The following is a 14,637-nucleotide window of genomic DNA, read 5'->3' as shown; positions in this document are numbered from 1 at the left end:
GGGCCACTGCCTCCTGCCGGACCAAGTCCGTCCCCATCTCACGAGGAGAGAAGACACTCCATGACCTCGCCACTCGACGGCCTCGCCGTGGACAACCCGGTTCTGGCCGCGCCGATGGCCGGCGGTCCCAGCACCCCCGCACTGGTCGTGGCGGCGGCCCGTGCGAACGGACTAGGGTTCCTCGCCGGCGGATACAAGACCGCCGACGCACTGGCCGAGCAGATCGCCGAGGTCCGACGCCACGACATCGCCTTCGGGGTCAACCTCTTCGCTCCCAACCCCCTGCCGGTCGATCCGGAGGCCTTCCGACGCTATGCCGCCGCGATCGCCCCCGAAGCCCGGGTCTACGAACTCGACATCCAGGCAGCGGAAATCGTCGAGGACAACGACCACTGGTCGGACAAGATCGACTTGTTGCTGTCCGCACCGGTACCGGTCGTCAGCTTCACCTTCGCCATCCCGGACACAGCCGTCATCGCCTCACTGCGCGCCGCCGGAACCCTGGTCGTCCAGACGGTCACGTCACCGGCGGAGGCCCGCCTGGCCGCGGACGCGGGCGCCGACGTACTGGCCGTACAGGCGTCGGCCGCCGGAGGGCACTCAGGCACACTCACCCCAGAACGTGTTCCGGCCTCCGTCCCACTGACCGATCTGCTGGGGCAGATACGGGAGGCGGTGTCGCTGCCGCTCGTCGCCGCGGGCGGGCTGGCCACCCCGGCCGGCGTGGCCGAGGCACTACGCGCCGGGGCCGAGGCGGTAATGGTCGGTACGGTCCTGCTGCGGGCGGACGAAGCCGGTACGTCGCTCCCCCACAAGGCGGCCCTGGCCGACCCGAAGCGCCGCCGGACCGTGGTGACCAGGGCGTTCACAGGCCGGCCCGCACGGGCTCTGGCCAACCGGTTCACCGACCACTACAGCGGCCTCGCCCCCTCTGGCTACCCCGCCCTGCACCATCTGACCAGGCCGATGCGCCAGGCCGCCGCCGCGGCCGGCGACCCCGAGCGGATCAATCTGTGGGCCGGGACCGGGTACCGCCAGGCCACCGCCGAGCCCGCCGCCCAGATCCTGCGGAGACTGGCCTCCCACGTCTGAACGCCCTCGGCGCCCGACGCACACCAAGGCACCGGCAGTCCGGGACCTCCGGGCCAACGGGACTCTGGCGCCCGACACTCCGACCCGCCGGCAGCGGACCGGGGCTCATGCCTCGGCCGCTGCCTCCTGCGGCGCCCGGGCGCCCAGCAGAGCCAGGCAGTTCGCCCAGAGAACGCTCAGCTGGGACGTGCTGTTGTAGAGCTTGGCGAACAGCACCTGTCCTTCGAGCTGCGCGACGACCGATCGCGCCGCCTCACGGGTGTCGGCGACAGTGACCTCGCCACGCTCACGCGCCTCGGCGACGACCGACTCCACCATGTCGACCTGGGCGTCGAAGATCTCCTGCAGGCGTCGGCGGATCGCTTCGGTCTGATTGCTCAGCTCCAACGTGAGGTTCCCGAACAAGCAGCCGGAGACGGTGCCACAGCTCTTCTGCCCCGCGCGCTGGATCGCCTCGGTCTCCTCGAAGAGCTGCCGCAGCCGCTGCAGAGGGTCGGCGTCGCCGCGCAGAACACGGGCCCACTCGCGACGCTGGTCGGCCCAGTGCTCGTCGAGCACAGTCAGCGCCAGAGCCTCCTTGGACTCGAAGAAGTAGTAGAAGCTCCCCTTGGGCACCCCGGCCGTCTTGCAGATCTCGGCCACGCCCAGCGCCGAGTAGCCACGCAGCTCGATGAGCGACTGCGCGGTGCTGATGATCTTTTCCCTGGCGTCACTGGTCCGTCCCATGGTTGCAAGTATACGACCGCTCGACTATTTTGTACTGGACCGGTCGGCTAGCAACTCCGCGGGACCACTCGGTCGCAATCCGCGACCGTCCGCAGCTGGAGCCGCTGCCCGCACACCCACGCGCAGATGAGAGCTAAAGCAATGACCCACCCGATGCATGACGTCCTTCGGCGCTGGAAGGCCGCTTTCGACGGCCACCAGCCCGACACCATGGCCGATCTGTTCACCCCGGACACCCTCTTCCAGGGCTTCGGACCCGCCGTCCTCACCGGCCGGGACGCGGTGCGGGGCTACTACACAGCCGTACCGGCCGACCGAAGGGCCGAGGCAACGATCCTGCACACATACACGATCGGCGAGCAGGTCGCCGGAGGCTTCGCGGACGTCACGTTCGGCGACGCGCACGACTGGGAGGCCCATGTACATCTGTCGCTGGTCCTCCGCCTCGACAACGCCGGCTGGCAGATCCGCCAGTACCACGTCTCCCGCGTCGACGCCGAGCACTAGGGCCTGCCTGGAGTCGTGATGACGTGGATCGAACATTCTGCGGCCACTCAACGATCACGCTTGACTGCTTTCCGTAAGCGCTCGCGAGAGCGGATCAGCGCCGAGATAGGGCACAACCTGTATGATTTCCGTGAGGACTGATTCGTCGGTTGCCGAACACATGTAGCAGAATGGCTGATTCTCGCCGCATATAACTCCCCGTCAATCACGATGTTTCAGCGCGCTGGTCAGTTCCCGATTGGCGGCCTGGGCCGCATCGGGCGTTGTCACGTTGTCGGGGGTATAGGCGTCTGGCGGTGCGTCAGGGCGTGGTCGAGGCGGCTGTCGGCTGTCGGTCAGGCCGTGGCGGGCAGGCCGGCGGTGCCGGTGATCTGGTCCCAGATCGTGAAGCGGACGGTCATCTCGAGGCGGTGGTCGGGTGCGGTGCGGTGGTAACGGCCGGGTCGGAAGTGGGGCGAGATACCGCTGAACGCGGCCAGGAATCTTTGGGCGCCACCGACGCTGCGGAAGCCCTTCATCGCGCGCTCGCGCTGCCTGGTGGGCTGGTGCGAGTTCTCCGCCCGGTTGTTCAGTCCTTTGTGGGAGCGGTGCTCGACCGAGGGCATCACCTCGCGGTGGGCGGCGCTGTAGGAGCGGAGCTTGTCGGTGACGACCACCCGCGGCACCGTGCCGGTCTCTTTGAGGAGTCTGCGGAAGAAACGCCTGGCCGCGGCCTTGTCGCGGCGGTTCTGGATCAGGATGTCGAGCAAGTTGCCGTCGACGTCGACGGCCCGCCACAGGTACTTCACCTCGCCGTTGACCTTGATGAAGACCTCGTCCAGGTGCCATTTATCGCCGGGCCGAGGACGGCGGCGCCGCAGGCTGTTCGCGTAGGCCTGGCCGAACTTCAGGCACCACCGGCGCACCGTCTCGTAGGACACCATGACGCCGCGCTCGAGCATCAGCTCCTCGACCTCGCGGAAGCTGAGCGGGAACCGGAAGTACAGCCACACGCAGTGGGAGATCACCTCGACCGGGTACCGGTGCCCCTTGTACGACGGCGGCGTACTGTCCACGGACAACCCCCTCCACCATGATCAACCCGAAGATCATCCCACCCGTCAGCCAACGTGACAGTGCCGTCCGTCGACCTGCGGCCCTTGAAGGCGGTCGCGGGCTCGGGGGGCAGCGGCTCCACCGCGGGGCCGGAGGGGATACCGACGACACGCGATCCGCGAGGTGACGGAATGTACGTCGCGGTCAACGGACCGGCGGCCGAGGCGGGTTGGGGCGACACTCTCCCCGCGGCGCGTGCGGTCAGGGTAAAGCGGTTGCTCGCAGGCGGACTGGTGACGATCATCATCACCGATGACTGGTGAACTTTCTTCTGTGAGGGGTCTGCGGTGACGATCGTGACGAGGGCTGACGGATTCGATCCGGCTTGCCTGGAGGAGGCCGTCTCCGCAGTGGCGCAGGAAAGGGGGTTCTCCGGCACGGTCCGGGTCACGCGTCACGGGGAGCCGGTATTCACCCGCGCGTTCGGGATGGCGTCACGGCGGTGGTCCATACCGAACACGTGCGACACGCGATTCCGGGTGGCGTCGGTGTCCAAGATGTTCACAGCGGTGGCCGTCCTGCAGCTCGTCGAGCGGAAGCAGGTCTGCCTCGACGACGCGCTGGTGGGCTTCGTGAAAGAGCACATGCCCCAGCTCGATCCGCGTGTCACGGTCCACCACGCCCTGACGATGACGGCGGGCATCGGCGACTGGTTCGAGGAGGGCAGCGACGACTGGGAGGCCGAATGGGCCGCCCTGACCTCCTCCCACCCGCTCTACCTGCTGCGGAGCAACAAGGACTACCTGTCGCTGTTCGCCGGTAAGCAGCCCCACTTCCCTCCCGGGGAGCGTCATCTGTACAACGGCGCCGGCTACATCCTGCTCGGCCTGCTCATCGAATCGGTGACCGGCCGCTCCTTCGAGGAGGTCATCGCCGACGATGTATTCGCCCGTGCCGGAATGAGCGCGGCAGGATTCCCGGCCCTGGACGACCTGGGGCCGGACATTGCCGAGGGATACCTCACCACCGCCGGCAGCCCCACCCCGTACCGGACCAATCACTACGCGACCACCCCCGGGGCCGCCGCCGACGGAGGGGCTACCTGTAGCGCCGCCGATCTGACGGCCTTCGCCCACGCACTGCGCCACGGGCGGCTGCTGAACGAGGAGACCACGCGCCTGGCTCTGACCCCGCAGGTCGACGAGCGTGAGGAGAAGGTCCGCGGCTACCAGTGGATGTACGGCTTCGGCCTCACCCACATCCTCGACGACGAAGGAACCATCGTCCGCTGGGGCCACACGGGCGAGGAGGACGGGGCCAGCGCCCGCCTCTATCACTACCCGCAGCAGGGCCTGGACGTCGCAGTCCTCGGCAACATCAGCTGGTGCGCCGGCGACATGGGGTGGGCCATCCACGACGCCCTGGTCGGCAACTGAGCAGCCGCGTGCCGCGTTCGCGACGCCGGGCGCTCAGCAGACCGGACAGGCATCGAAGGGTGGAACTGGACAGATCGAGCCCCAACAACAAGCTGAGATCTCTACCGAACCCGGGGTGCCTCTGTGTCTTGTCAAGTCCCTTGGATAGGGAGCGGCTTGGCTTTTCGCTCATCGGCGATCATGACGCGCCACACGTGGTCGGCCAGGCGGCGTTTCAGGCACCGCTTCGCTTCCTTCGGCGTCTTACCCTCGGAGAGTTTGCGCTGGTAGTAGGCGTGTCCGGGTGATTTCGGCATCCGTATCTGCACGACCGCGATGGTGTGGAGGACGGAGTTGAGCTGGCGGTCGCCGGAGCGGGAGAGCCGGTGGCGGGCTTTGTCCGCGCTGGCGATCTCCACCGGGGCGGCACCGGCATAGTTCGCGAATGCCGCCGAGGTGGAGAAGCGGTGAGCCCGTCCGGTGCGGCCGATCAGCCGAGCGGCCATGACCGGCCCGATGCCCGGGGTGTCCATCAGCGTGCTGCTCGATGCCTCTACCAGGCTCTGCATCCGGGCAGCGTTGTCCGTGAGCTGCTTGTCCAGTTTCCGGATCTCGGCGACCAGGTCCCAGGCGATGTCCTTCCGGACGGTCTCGATATCGCCGGCGGGGCGGACGGATCGCAGCAGTTTGGCGGCCAGGTCCGCGGACAGCTGTGGCGGGGCGCCGCCGGGCAGCAGGTCACGCAGCAGCGCGTGGAGCTGGTTGACCGTGCGCACCCGGGCCTGGGCCAGGTTCACACGCCGTTCGTCCAGGAGGGCCAGCGCCGTGGTGTGATCCTCGGGCGCGAGATCCCGCCCTTCTCCCTGCAGATAAGCAACGGTGGCTGCGGCCGCTGCGTCTATCTGGTCGTTCTTACGCCGTCCACCGCGGGAAAGTTCGCGCACCCGGCTGGTCGCCGCGGCAGGCACGTCGACGACGCTCTCACCGCGGGCGATGAGCCACTGGGCGAGATGCCGGCCCAGGCCGTTGGCGTTCTCCACAGCCCACTTCCGCTGTGGCCACCGCTTGGCCCAGGCCAGCAGCCGCCGGTAGTCCGCCAGACTGGCCTCGATCCGCATCGACCCGACCTGCTGGTTCGAGACCGGCTCGACGGCGGTGGCGGTGTGGGTGGACTTGTGTGGGTCGACACCGAGCAGTATCACGGGACCTGATTCCTCACAGTCGGACGACGGGGACAGCCACGGTCGACACGCCGACTTCCGGAACCAACCTGGCCGGGACACGCCTCTGCTGAGTCAGACCGCGGACGGACACCGGACCGGCGACATACCCCGGGAGAGCCAGCCCCGAAGAGCGGCAGACGGTTCACGAGTCACCCGGACTGGCGTCCTACGGCACGCTACGAGCGGCCAACCCGACCGCGTCCCGCTTTCCCCATATAAGTCGGCGGTTCAGACCTCCCCATTGCCTATTTCTTGGCAAACTCGATAACGGCTAACACCACTCCGACGACCCCTGCGATTTCAGCAGCTACGGTAAAAATAGAGCGCTTAGGGCCCTCGTCGATATTGTCCGGGTAGAGCCATACACCGACTGCCGCCAATAGACCGATGAAGATTGCTAGGGATCCGTCACCTTTATCCAAAGAATGCAAGACGAGAAATGTTGCGGTGCTAACTAAGAGGAATAACCCTACTTGCTTGTCAGTCACTGCTTCCCCCTCCGTCACAACCCCATGCGGCCGCCTTCTGGCTCCTGGCGAACAGCACAGACACCGGATCGTGCCACTCGGACGCTTGGTAGAGCTGAGCCGCCGTCACCTACCTGCATAGACTATTGGACAACGCCTTAGGGCTGTCCCGTATACGCCACCGCAGGCCAGCGCTCGGCACGTCGGGTGGCACGCATGCTGCTGGCCGCGCAACCGGAAGGAGCTCACGGAGAAACTCGAATTCGAGCATGAGCAGTGGTCGTATGCAAAGCACAGAGCCGACGGGTACACGCAGGACACCCTCTCCTTCAGCCTCACGTGATGCCGCGGCGCGCCGGGCCGTGGCCCGTTGCTATAAGAAGGGGCATGGGAATCTGGACCGACGCCTTCATCCCGCCCCCGGCACCAACTCTCGTGCGGTCGGAGGCGTTCGGCCGGCTCGCGGTCGAGCTGGCGCGAGAGCGTGTGGTCCGGACCCCGTGGGCGCTCCTCGCGGGGAACCTCTGCGTCAACGCGAGCCTCAACTGGGGCAGCGTCAGCGGCCAGGCCAACCGGGACCGGCCTCCCGTCGGTGCGGTGCTGCAGACCGAGGCGTACCCGTGGGACACAGAGGACCCGGACGACGCCCCCCGCCCCGGGGCCCCTCGCACGAGGAGGCCCGGCTGCTCGCCTCCGGCGAGAAGGTGCTCGACATCCTTCCGGCGCTGCGGGCCGCCCCGTACGGCGACGCGGACGTCGCCGTACTGGATCCTCAGCTCCCAGAGGAACTTCTTCGAGTTCCCCTTCGGCATCCGGCAGATCTCAATTCCAAGGGGGCGCCACGCCGTTCGTGCCCTTTCTGGCCCTGGGTCACGTCGAAAGGGCTCTGACTGATCCCCCGCCTCCGTGAGACTTCGGGCCCGGCCTTCCGCTCCGTCGAAGGACCGGGCCCGTGCCGTGTGCCGGCCCCGTACGACCGGTCTTGCCCGAAGTCCCCTTTTCCCCTGCCCCAGCAAAGACCGGCCCATGTCAGCCATCCCACTGCCGGCGCTTCCGCCTCAGTGAGGCAGCTCGGTGTCGAAGAGCTTGGTCACTGAGGTGACGAGCATCAAGGCGTACACGGTGTTGATACGCGAGTACTGGGCCTTGGAGACTCCGTGGGCACTGGGGTGTCTACCGAACGTGCGGGGGATCCCTCTCTGTCAGCCTTGGGTGAGACATCCCGTTCTGCGGGGTTAGCCTGAGAGGGCACGACAGGAGAACCGTCCCTTATGCCCAGTACAGAGCCCGTCGGGTCCGAGCCGGCGCCGAGGCCGAAGCGCCGCACTTTCACCTCGGAGTACAAGCTGCGAATCGTCGCCGAGTACGACGCCGCGCCCAGGAACGAGAAGGGTGCGGTCCTGCGCAGGGAACGGCTCTACCACTCGCATGTCAAGGAGTGGCGGGCCGCCCGGGATGCCGGGGCCCTGGAAAACCTGGTCGACCGCCGGACCAGCCCGGCCCGTGCGAAGAAGTCCGCCGCGGAGGTGGAGAACGAAAAGCTGCGGCAGCAGGTGGAGCGGTTGCAGAGGGACCTGGCACGGAACAAGGCCGCACTCGAGGTGATGGGAAAAGCTTCCGCGCTCTTGGAAATGATCTCCGAGAGCGCGGACTGAAGCCTGCCGCCGACCCTGTCGTGGACGAGGCGTTCACCAGCGTCGAGGTTCAGCTGGGCATCACGGCCGCCTGTCGGCTGACCGGCCGCTCCCGCGCCACGCATTACCGTCGGCTCCGGCCCCCACCACCACGCAGAACACGTGCCCCACAGATGCAGCCGTCGGCCCTGACGGCCGAAGAGCGTTCTGCGGTACTCGAGTTGATGAACGGCGACGAGTACGCCGAGCTGGCGCCCGCGCAGATCTGGGCCCGCGAGCTGGATGCCGGGCGCTATCACTGCTCCGTCTCGACGATGTACCGGATCCTGCGCGAGCAGGATCAGTCCGGTGAGCGCCGACGGCAGGCCACCCATCCCGCCAAGGCGGTGCCCGAGCTGGTCGCCACCGGGCCCTCGCAGGTGTTCACCTGGGACATCACCAAGGCGGCCGGGCCGGCCAAGGGCGTCTGGTATCACGCCTACGTGATCATCGACATCTTCAGCCGGTATATCGTCGGCCACACCGTCGAGCGAGCCGAATCAGCTGTGCGGGCCGAGGAGCTGATCCGCGAGACCATCGCCCGCAACGGCATCGTGCCCCAGACCGTGCACGCGGACCGCGGCACCTCGATGACGTCGAAGAAGGTCTCCCAACTACTGATCGATCTGGGCGTGACGCGGTCGCACTCGAGGCCGAAGGTCTCCAACGACAACCCTTACAGCGAGGCCCAGTTCAAGACCACGAAGTACATGTCGGATTATCCTGAACGGTTCGATTCGCTGGCCCACGCCCGCGAGTGGTTCGACGCGTTCATCGCGTATTACAACCATGAGCACCGGCACTCGGGTATCGGCTGGCACACACCAGCCTCCGTCCACTTCGGGACCGCCGAGGAAGTCCGCGACCAGCGCGCGGTCACCCTCGCCGAGGCATACGCCCGCCACCCCGAACGCTTCGGCCGCCGCCCCAGACCACCCGAGATACCCCAGACGGCCTGGATCAACGACCCGGCCAAACGCAGGGAACCCGCACCACAAACCTCATAGCGTCACGACCGTCTCACTGGACTTGAAATCTTCCGATCGTGCCTCCGTTCGCCGGGAAGTACTTGGCGTGCGCGTACCAGACAGGGGCGAACGTGCAGGCCGTCCTGAACTTGTAGGCGTCCAGCTTGAACTTGGCACCATTCTTCTTGAAGTCGTTCCTCGTGAGCTCGACTCTCAGTGCCTGGCTGAGGTGGCGCTGGAGGATGGAGTCAAGCAGGTTGGTCGCCAGGGCCTGGGCCGCGCTGGTGTGGCCGTCCCGCAACGCGTCCACGACGTCCAGGGCGAAGCTACGGACATCCTGAAGGTCGGGGTGCCTAACCTCTTCCAGGGCATCCTCGCAGCTGTTGACGATGCCATTCCAGCGCTGCCCGATGAGCCGTCTGCGGGCAGCGGCGTCGGGAGCCTCCAGGAGAACCTGAACCGTGCTTGGTCCGGGAACCCACATGAGCGGGATCCCCTCATCGACAAGGAGCGTCTCCATCTCGTCGAGCCTGGGCGCCAGCTCTCGCAGGTTCTCCGGGTAGATACTCCGGGCTGCTTCGGCCAGCGAGGAGAAGACCTGGTGCCAACGCGCGGTCTGGAAGGTCGCAGCTGTAAGCGGTGCGAGGGCCCGTGTGATCGCGTCGTTGAAACCAGTCAGGTCAACCATGTCGAAACGCATGGCCTCTACCGCGGCGGTGAGTTCCGAGGTTGGGATGGCCACACGTGGGACGGCAAGCCCGGCAACGAGCCTTGACAGATGACTCTGCTGCTCACGGTACGGATTGAGGATCGACTTGTAGAAGCCAGACAGGTCCGGCAGGACAATCCGGGAAAGGTCTATTCCTCCGAGCGTCTCGTCCTCCGGCTCCGGCTCCGGCTCACACTGCTTGTTCATGGCCGCATGCTCGCATATCGCAGACAGGGCAAGTCACCTATTTTCGGCAGCATCCAGAGCCCTGCCCTCGAACCACAGACACGGCGTTCCAGTCGTCGAAGGTGCCGGTCATGTAGTGGCCGACGAGCCGGGACCTGCTGTCGGGCTCACCGGCACCGGCATCTTCATCAGCCTCACCTACGGATCCCTCATCGCCTCGTCCGACGGCCACGGCTTCACCTACTGGCTGTTCATCACCATGCTCGTCGCCTGCAACATCGGTGCCTTCTGTGTGACTCTCTACGTCCTCGTCCGCGGCGCGGTCGGGCGCCGTCGAACCTGGGTGGATTCACTGCCCGAGTTCCTGGTCCCCACCGTGGTCACAGTCAAGGACCGCCAGGTCACCCAGATGCTGCCGTTCGACAAGGCTAAGATTTTTCCCTACGCCTACCGACACACCTACGCTCAGCGGCACGCTGACGCCGGCGTCGCTCCCGATGCTCTGCAGTCACTCATGGACCATCGTCAACTGACGACCACCCAGCAGTACTACCGGAACTCTCAGGAATTGCATCAGACGGGCGAGAAACCGCAGGTCGCGAGGTCAGGGCGGGGCCTGACAAGGACTCCATCCTCCTGCAACTTGGCGTCCTGAGCTGGGAGTTTGGCGATCAGATCCCGTCTGATGCAGGATTTGCCCTCTGAAGGGGAGGGTGAAAGTGGGTCTACAGCGACGTGCCGACCTGGCGGGGGCGGCTCAACTGGAGCTGGTCTCCGGGGTGGCCCAGCTGCGTCCACAGGACGCGATGGTCGAGGCGATGGTGCGGGGCTGGAGGGCCCAACAGGCCGCTCGTGGGCTCCGCGAGGACACGGTCACCGCCCGGGAACGACTCGTACGCCGGTTCCTGGAGTACACCAACGAATATCCGTGGGCCTGGGCTCCTGGCCATGTGGACGAGTGGTCACTGTGGCTGACCAGCGAGAAGCACCTCGCGCCGTCCACGATCCGCAGCTATCAGGGCAGTCTGCGCCTGTTCAGCGAGTTCTTGATCGACGGTCGTTACGGCTGGTCGGTGGCCTGCGAGGACGCCTTCGGCACTCACCCGGTGGCCATCTGCCACCGGGTGGAACACCATCGCCCACCTCAATGACTACGAGGGGCGCCCCGAGGCGAGGCCGTTCACCCGCGAGGAGATCCAGCGCTTCCTCGACTACGCCGACGACCAGGTCGAACGGGCGGTCCGGGCCAAGCGCAAGGGAGCCCTCGCCGCCTACCGCGACGCCACCCTCTTCAAGGTCATCTACGGGTGGGGTCTGCGCCGGACCGAGACATCGAAGCTGGATGTGGTGGACTTCGGGCGGAACGCGAAGGCTCCGCAGTTCGGCCGGTACGGCACACTCAACGTCCGCTACGGCAAAGCGAAGAAGGGTCAGCCACCGCGTCGTCGGAACGTGTTGTCGGTGATGGACTGGGCGGTGGATGCGGTCGCCGACTACGTGGAGAACGTACGGCCGCGGTTCGGCTGCGAGGACCACCCCGCGTTGTGGGTGACCGAGAGGGGCGGCCGGGTCAAGCCGGCGGAGATCAATGCCCGGTTCGTCGCCTACCGCGACGCACTGAAGCTCCCGAAGGCGCTGACGGTCCACTCCGCTCGCCATTCTTACGTCACCCACCTCACGGAGGACGGGGTTGACCGGCGGTTTCTGCAGCAGCAAGTCGGTCACGAGAATGACAGCTCTACCGCCATCTACACCCACGTCAGCGACGACTTCATGAACACGATGCTCCACAAGGCACTTGCTCCCGCGCTCGCCCCGATCCCCGCAGACAAGGACCGCTGATGGCCGCGAAGCTCGACTACCACTGGCACCTGCGCAAGGTCATGGCCGACCGTGGGCTCTTCTCCACCACCGACCTCATCCCGCTACTGGACAAACGGGGCATCACCCTGTCGTCCAGCCAGGTCTACCGGCTCGTCGTCGAGCGCCCCGAGCGGCTCAGCCTGAAGATCCTCATGGCCCTGCTCGACATCCTTAACTGCACCATGGACGACCTCATCGAGCCCGTCGCCGCAGCAGGTTCCGGACCAACTACCCGGACAAGGAAGGCCGTTGGTGCCGAGACAGGTGTCGGTGACCTGCGACCCAAGCGAGCCCGCATCCGCGGTCTCGAGCGGCCGTGACCACACCCGGGCTCCCCGATCGGGCCGTCTGCGACCCGATCGGGCTCATCGTGGACCTGGTCGCGGCCGTCGAACATCAGCTGGAGCCTGACCGGATCCGTGCCGTGGTCGCCAGCGTCGCGGGCGGCCGCTCGAAGTCACGCCGCCTCGCGGCACATCTCTCTGAGCATCCTCGCGTGCTGAACGACGGTCGCTCGCCGGCGCCCAGGGCCGTCGGCGACCTGCTCATCGCCCTGCGTGAGGCCGGGGCCCAGAGGGTCTCGCCGCCGTGTTGCGCCGAGTGCGGCAGGCAGATGCGAACTCTCCAGCGCCGCGGTCAGGACTGGTACTGCTGGAACTGCGGGCCGCAGCCCGAGCCATGTGCTGCCTGCGGAAACGCCCGCCGGGTCGCTTCACGCGACCGGGCCGGGCGGCCACGATGCGGCAAGTGCCCGGACACCGACGGACGTGACCCCATCGCAGTGATCGGCGCCCTGATCGCCGCGCTGGACCCGCAGGCCGGACGAGAGACGATCGCCGACGCGGTCCGCCGATCGGCGCCTCGTCCCTCCTACCAGCAGAAACTCGCCTGGACCCTGGAATCCAACCCCGCTCTGTTGACCGGGGAAGGCCACCTTGCACCCCACCGCGCGGTCCTCAAACTGATCGACCTGCTGCACGAGGCCGGCATCGCCGGGATCGTCCGGCCCTCCTGCCCCGGCTGCCACAGAGTCGTACGCATCGACAAGCCTCTGGACGGAAAGCGGGTCTGCCGCATGTGCATCTCCCACTCCCGCATCGAGGAGTGCTCGGGATGCGGAGCCCGCCGAGAGCCCGCCACCCGCGACGACCAAGGCCGGCCAGTGTGTCCGAACTGCCTGGTCAGTGCCCCGGCGAACCTGGAGACCTGCATCAACTGCGGCCGGCGAAAGGTCGTGAACACCCGCACACCGGACGGTCCGCTCTGCGCGAGCTGCCCCTCTTTGCCCACCGCGACTTGCAGCATCTGCGACGCGGAAAAGCCCTGCGGCACCTCCCGCACCACGGGTCGGCCATGGTGCCTGGACTGCCAGCATCGCTCAGCGCCGTGCTCGGCCTGCGGCGGCGTCGCGGCGGTCGTCTCCGGCACTCTCGACCAGCCCCTTTGCACGGACTGCACCGCGCTTGAGGTCTGGCACACCTGTCCCACCTGCAGCGATCCCGACTACCCGCACCCCGGCCAGTGCGCTCGCTGTCTCATCAACCGGCGCCTCAACGAGCTCCTGGGCCCTCCATCCGATGCCCTCCACCCCGCTCTCGAAGTCCTGCGGAACAACATCGCCACCGCCGAGCACCCCATCACCGCCAAGCGGTGGCTGAACAAGCCGTCCGTGTCTCCGGTTCTGGCCGACCTCGCGGCCAGCAGACGAGCCCTGACTCACGAGGCCCTCGACGAGCTGCCCGACAGCCCACCTCTCGCTCACCTCCGCCAAGTCCTCGTCGGCGTCGGTGCACTGTCCGAGCGGGACGAGTACATGGTCCGCCTCGAACGCTTCCTCACCGGCCTTCTTGCATCACAGCAAGACCCCGAACAGCGCAAAGTCCTGCACCGGTACGCGATATGGCACCTGGTCCGGCGACTACGTCGACGCAGCAACAGCCGACCCCTGACCCCGCAGCAGTTCATGTCCGCGCGTCAACGAACCCACGCGGCCGTCGCCTTCCTGACCTGGCTGAAAGCTCACGACCTCGCCTTGGAGACCTGCCAGCAGGCCGACCTCGACCAGTGGCTCACCGACGACTCCGCCACCTACCGCCACACGGCCGGACACTTCATCCGCTGGGCTCGCACCAACAAGCTCACCACCGTCCACGTCCCCGCCGTCCGCTGGCACGGCCCCACCCAGCCACTCGATGACGAGCATCGATGGAACGTCGCACGCCGACTCCTGCACGACGACACCCTCAAACCAGAAGACCGCCTCGCAGGACTCCTTCTCCTCCTTTACGCCCAAGGACCGTCAGCGATCAGCCGGTTGACCACCGAGGACGTCGAGGCCAGCGCCCAGGAAGTACGTCTCCACCTTGGCGATGCCCCCGTCCGGTTGCCCGAGCCCGTCGCCGCACTGGCCCGCCTGGTTGCCGCGAACCGCAAGGGTCACGCCACCATCGGGGCCTTGACTCCGTCTCCATGGCTCTTCCCTGGCGGCCAGCCCGGACGGCCGATCAGCACCACACAGCTGACCCAGCGGCTGAACCAGCTCGGGATCCGGCCCAATCAGGCCCGCAGCACCGCGCTCTTCCAGCTCGCCACCGAGATCCCGGCCGGGATCCTCGCCCGCACGCTCGGCATCCACACCGATGTCGCTGTCGCCTGGCAACGTCTCTCCGCGGGCGACTGGGCCACCTACGCAGCCGAGATCAGCCACAGAACAAGTCGCCACGACCACGAAATCGCGTCCGGCGACCGGTGCCGCGACTCACGACACGAATGA

The 14,637-nt window shown here is 67.0% G+C and carries 14 protein-coding genes and 1 pseudogene; 10 read left to right on the top strand and 5 right to left on the bottom strand.

Going from position 1 to position 14,637, the window contains the following annotated elements:
- Nucleotides 1-60 precede the first annotated feature (60 nt).
- Nucleotides 61-1,092, top strand: coding sequence for a nitronate monooxygenase (locus tag OG978_RS47075; RefSeq protein WP_326763277.1), 1,032 nt, complete (start codon nt 61-63; stop codon nt 1,090-1,092).
- Nucleotides 1,093-1,197: 105 nt separating this feature from the next.
- On the opposite strand, the gene OG978_RS47070 is transcribed toward OG978_RS47075, so the two are convergent.
- The gene (locus OG978_RS47070; RefSeq protein WP_326763278.1) at nt 1,198-1,818 is read right to left on the bottom strand and encodes a TetR/AcrR family transcriptional regulator; all 621 of its coding nucleotides are present in this window, start codon (nt 1,816-1,818) and stop codon (nt 1,198-1,200) included.
- A 153-nt stretch (nt 1,819-1,971) separates the two neighbouring features.
- Between OG978_RS47070 and OG978_RS47065 the strand changes: the two genes are divergently transcribed.
- On the top strand, nt 1,972-2,325 hold the full coding sequence (locus OG978_RS47065) for a nuclear transport factor 2 family protein (RefSeq protein WP_326763279.1): 354 nt from the start codon (nt 1,972-1,974) through the stop codon (nt 2,323-2,325).
- A 335-nt stretch (nt 2,326-2,660) separates the two neighbouring features.
- Here the strand turns inward: OG978_RS47065 and OG978_RS47060 are convergent, their stop codons facing one another.
- Entirely contained in the window at nt 2,661-3,380 is a 720-nt protein-coding gene (locus OG978_RS47060; RefSeq protein ID WP_442817630.1) for an IS6 family transposase, read from the bottom strand.
- Nucleotides 3,381-3,551: 171 nt separating this feature from the next.
- Between OG978_RS47060 and OG978_RS47055 the strand changes: the two genes are divergently transcribed.
- Both OG978_RS47055 and OG978_RS47050 read left to right on the top strand, forming a co-directional pair.
- Nucleotides 3,552-3,683: a hypothetical protein gene (locus OG978_RS47055; RefSeq protein ID WP_326763281.1), complete on the top strand. Its 132-nt coding sequence runs from the start codon at nt 3,552-3,554 to the stop codon at nt 3,681-3,683.
- Nucleotides 3,684-3,707: 24 nt separating this feature from the next.
- Nucleotides 3,708-4,796, top strand: a complete 1,089-nt coding sequence (locus OG978_RS47050; protein ID WP_326769876.1) for a serine hydrolase domain-containing protein — start codon at nt 3,708-3,710, stop codon at nt 4,794-4,796.
- Between the two features lie 131 nt (nt 4,797-4,927).
- On the opposite strand, the gene OG978_RS47045 is transcribed toward OG978_RS47050, so the two are convergent.
- Nucleotides 4,928-5,977, bottom strand: coding sequence for an IS110 family transposase (locus OG978_RS47045; RefSeq protein WP_326763282.1), 1,050 nt, complete (start codon nt 5,975-5,977; stop codon nt 4,928-4,930).
- 266 nt (nt 5,978-6,243) lie between these two features.
- The gene (locus OG978_RS47040; protein WP_326763283.1) at nt 6,244-6,486 is read right to left on the bottom strand and encodes a hypothetical protein; all 243 of its coding nucleotides are present in this window, start codon (nt 6,484-6,486) and stop codon (nt 6,244-6,246) included.
- A gap of 1,250 nt (nt 6,487-7,736) precedes the next feature.
- Between OG978_RS47040 and OG978_RS47035 the strand changes: the two genes are divergently transcribed.
- Together OG978_RS47035 and OG978_RS47030 are read left to right on the top strand one after the other, a co-directional pair.
- Nucleotides 7,737-8,120 carry a hypothetical protein gene (locus tag OG978_RS47035; RefSeq protein ID WP_266726502.1) on the top strand — a complete coding sequence of 128 codons (384 nt, stop codon included), beginning with the start codon at nt 7,737-7,739 and terminating at the stop codon, nt 8,118-8,120.
- Between the two features lie 20 nt (nt 8,121-8,140).
- The gene (locus tag OG978_RS47030) at nt 8,141-9,145 is read left to right on the top strand and encodes an IS3 family transposase (RefSeq protein ID WP_326763270.1); all 1,005 of its coding nucleotides are present in this window, start codon (nt 8,141-8,143) and stop codon (nt 9,143-9,145) included.
- Between the two features lie 13 nt (nt 9,146-9,158).
- On the opposite strand, the gene OG978_RS47025 is transcribed toward OG978_RS47030, so the two are convergent.
- Nucleotides 9,159-10,022 (bottom strand): hypothetical protein, encoded by an 864-nt coding sequence (locus tag OG978_RS47025; protein WP_326763284.1) that lies wholly within the window; start codon nt 10,020-10,022, stop codon nt 9,159-9,161.
- Nucleotides 10,023-10,137: 115 nt separating this feature from the next.
- On the opposite strand from OG978_RS47025, the gene OG978_RS47020 reads away from it, so the two are divergent.
- The 4 genes and pseudogenes from OG978_RS47020 (at nt 10,138) to OG978_RS47005 (ending at nt 14,637) form a co-directional block, all read left to right on the top strand.
- Nucleotides 10,138-10,656: a tyrosine-type recombinase/integrase gene (locus OG978_RS47020; protein WP_326763285.1), complete on the top strand. Its 519-nt coding sequence runs from the start codon at nt 10,138-10,140 to the stop codon at nt 10,654-10,656.
- Nucleotides 10,657-10,807: 151 nt separating this feature from the next.
- Nucleotides 10,808-11,843: pseudogene (locus OG978_RS47015) on the top strand (tyrosine-type recombinase/integrase).
- Nucleotides 11,843-12,184 carry a helix-turn-helix domain-containing protein gene (locus OG978_RS47010; protein WP_326763287.1) on the top strand — a complete coding sequence of 114 codons (342 nt, stop codon included), beginning with the start codon at nt 11,843-11,845 and terminating at the stop codon, nt 12,182-12,184. Before OG978_RS47015 ends, OG978_RS47010 begins: the two are co-directional and overlap by 1 nt.
- Nucleotides 12,181-14,637 carry a site-specific integrase gene (locus OG978_RS47005; protein ID WP_326763288.1) on the top strand — a complete coding sequence of 819 codons (2,457 nt, stop codon included), beginning with the start codon at nt 12,181-12,183 and terminating at the stop codon, nt 14,635-14,637. The genes OG978_RS47010 and OG978_RS47005 overlap by 4 nt, the downstream gene beginning before the upstream one ends.

The sequence above is a fragment of the Streptomyces sp. NBC_01591 genome (assembly GCF_035918155.1).
Classification (GTDB): domain Bacteria; phylum Actinomycetota; class Actinomycetes; order Streptomycetales; family Streptomycetaceae; genus Streptomyces.
This window is presented reverse-complemented; position numbering and strand designations above follow the sequence as displayed.

Coding starts and splice junctions, on each gene's coding strand:
- OG978_RS47075 (WP_326763277.1), top strand. CDS start 61: ATGACCTCGCCACTCGACGGCCTCGCCGTGGACAACCCGGTTCTGGCC.
- OG978_RS47070 (WP_326763278.1), bottom strand. CDS start 1,818: ATGGGACGGACCAGTGACGCCAGGGAAAAGATCATCAGCACCGCGCAG.
- OG978_RS47065 (WP_326763279.1), top strand. CDS start 1,972: ATGCATGACGTCCTTCGGCGCTGGAAGGCCGCTTTCGACGGCCACCAG.
- OG978_RS47055 (WP_326763281.1), top strand. CDS start 3,552: ATGTACGTCGCGGTCAACGGACCGGCGGCCGAGGCGGGTTGGGGCGAC.
- OG978_RS47035 (WP_266726502.1), top strand. CDS start 7,737: ATGCCCAGTACAGAGCCCGTCGGGTCCGAGCCGGCGCCGAGGCCGAAG.
- OG978_RS47025 (WP_326763284.1), bottom strand. CDS start 10,022: ATGAACAAGCAGTGTGAGCCGGAGCCGGAGCCGGAGGACGAGACGCTC.
- OG978_RS47010 (WP_326763287.1), top strand. CDS start 11,843: ATGGCCGCGAAGCTCGACTACCACTGGCACCTGCGCAAGGTCATGGCC.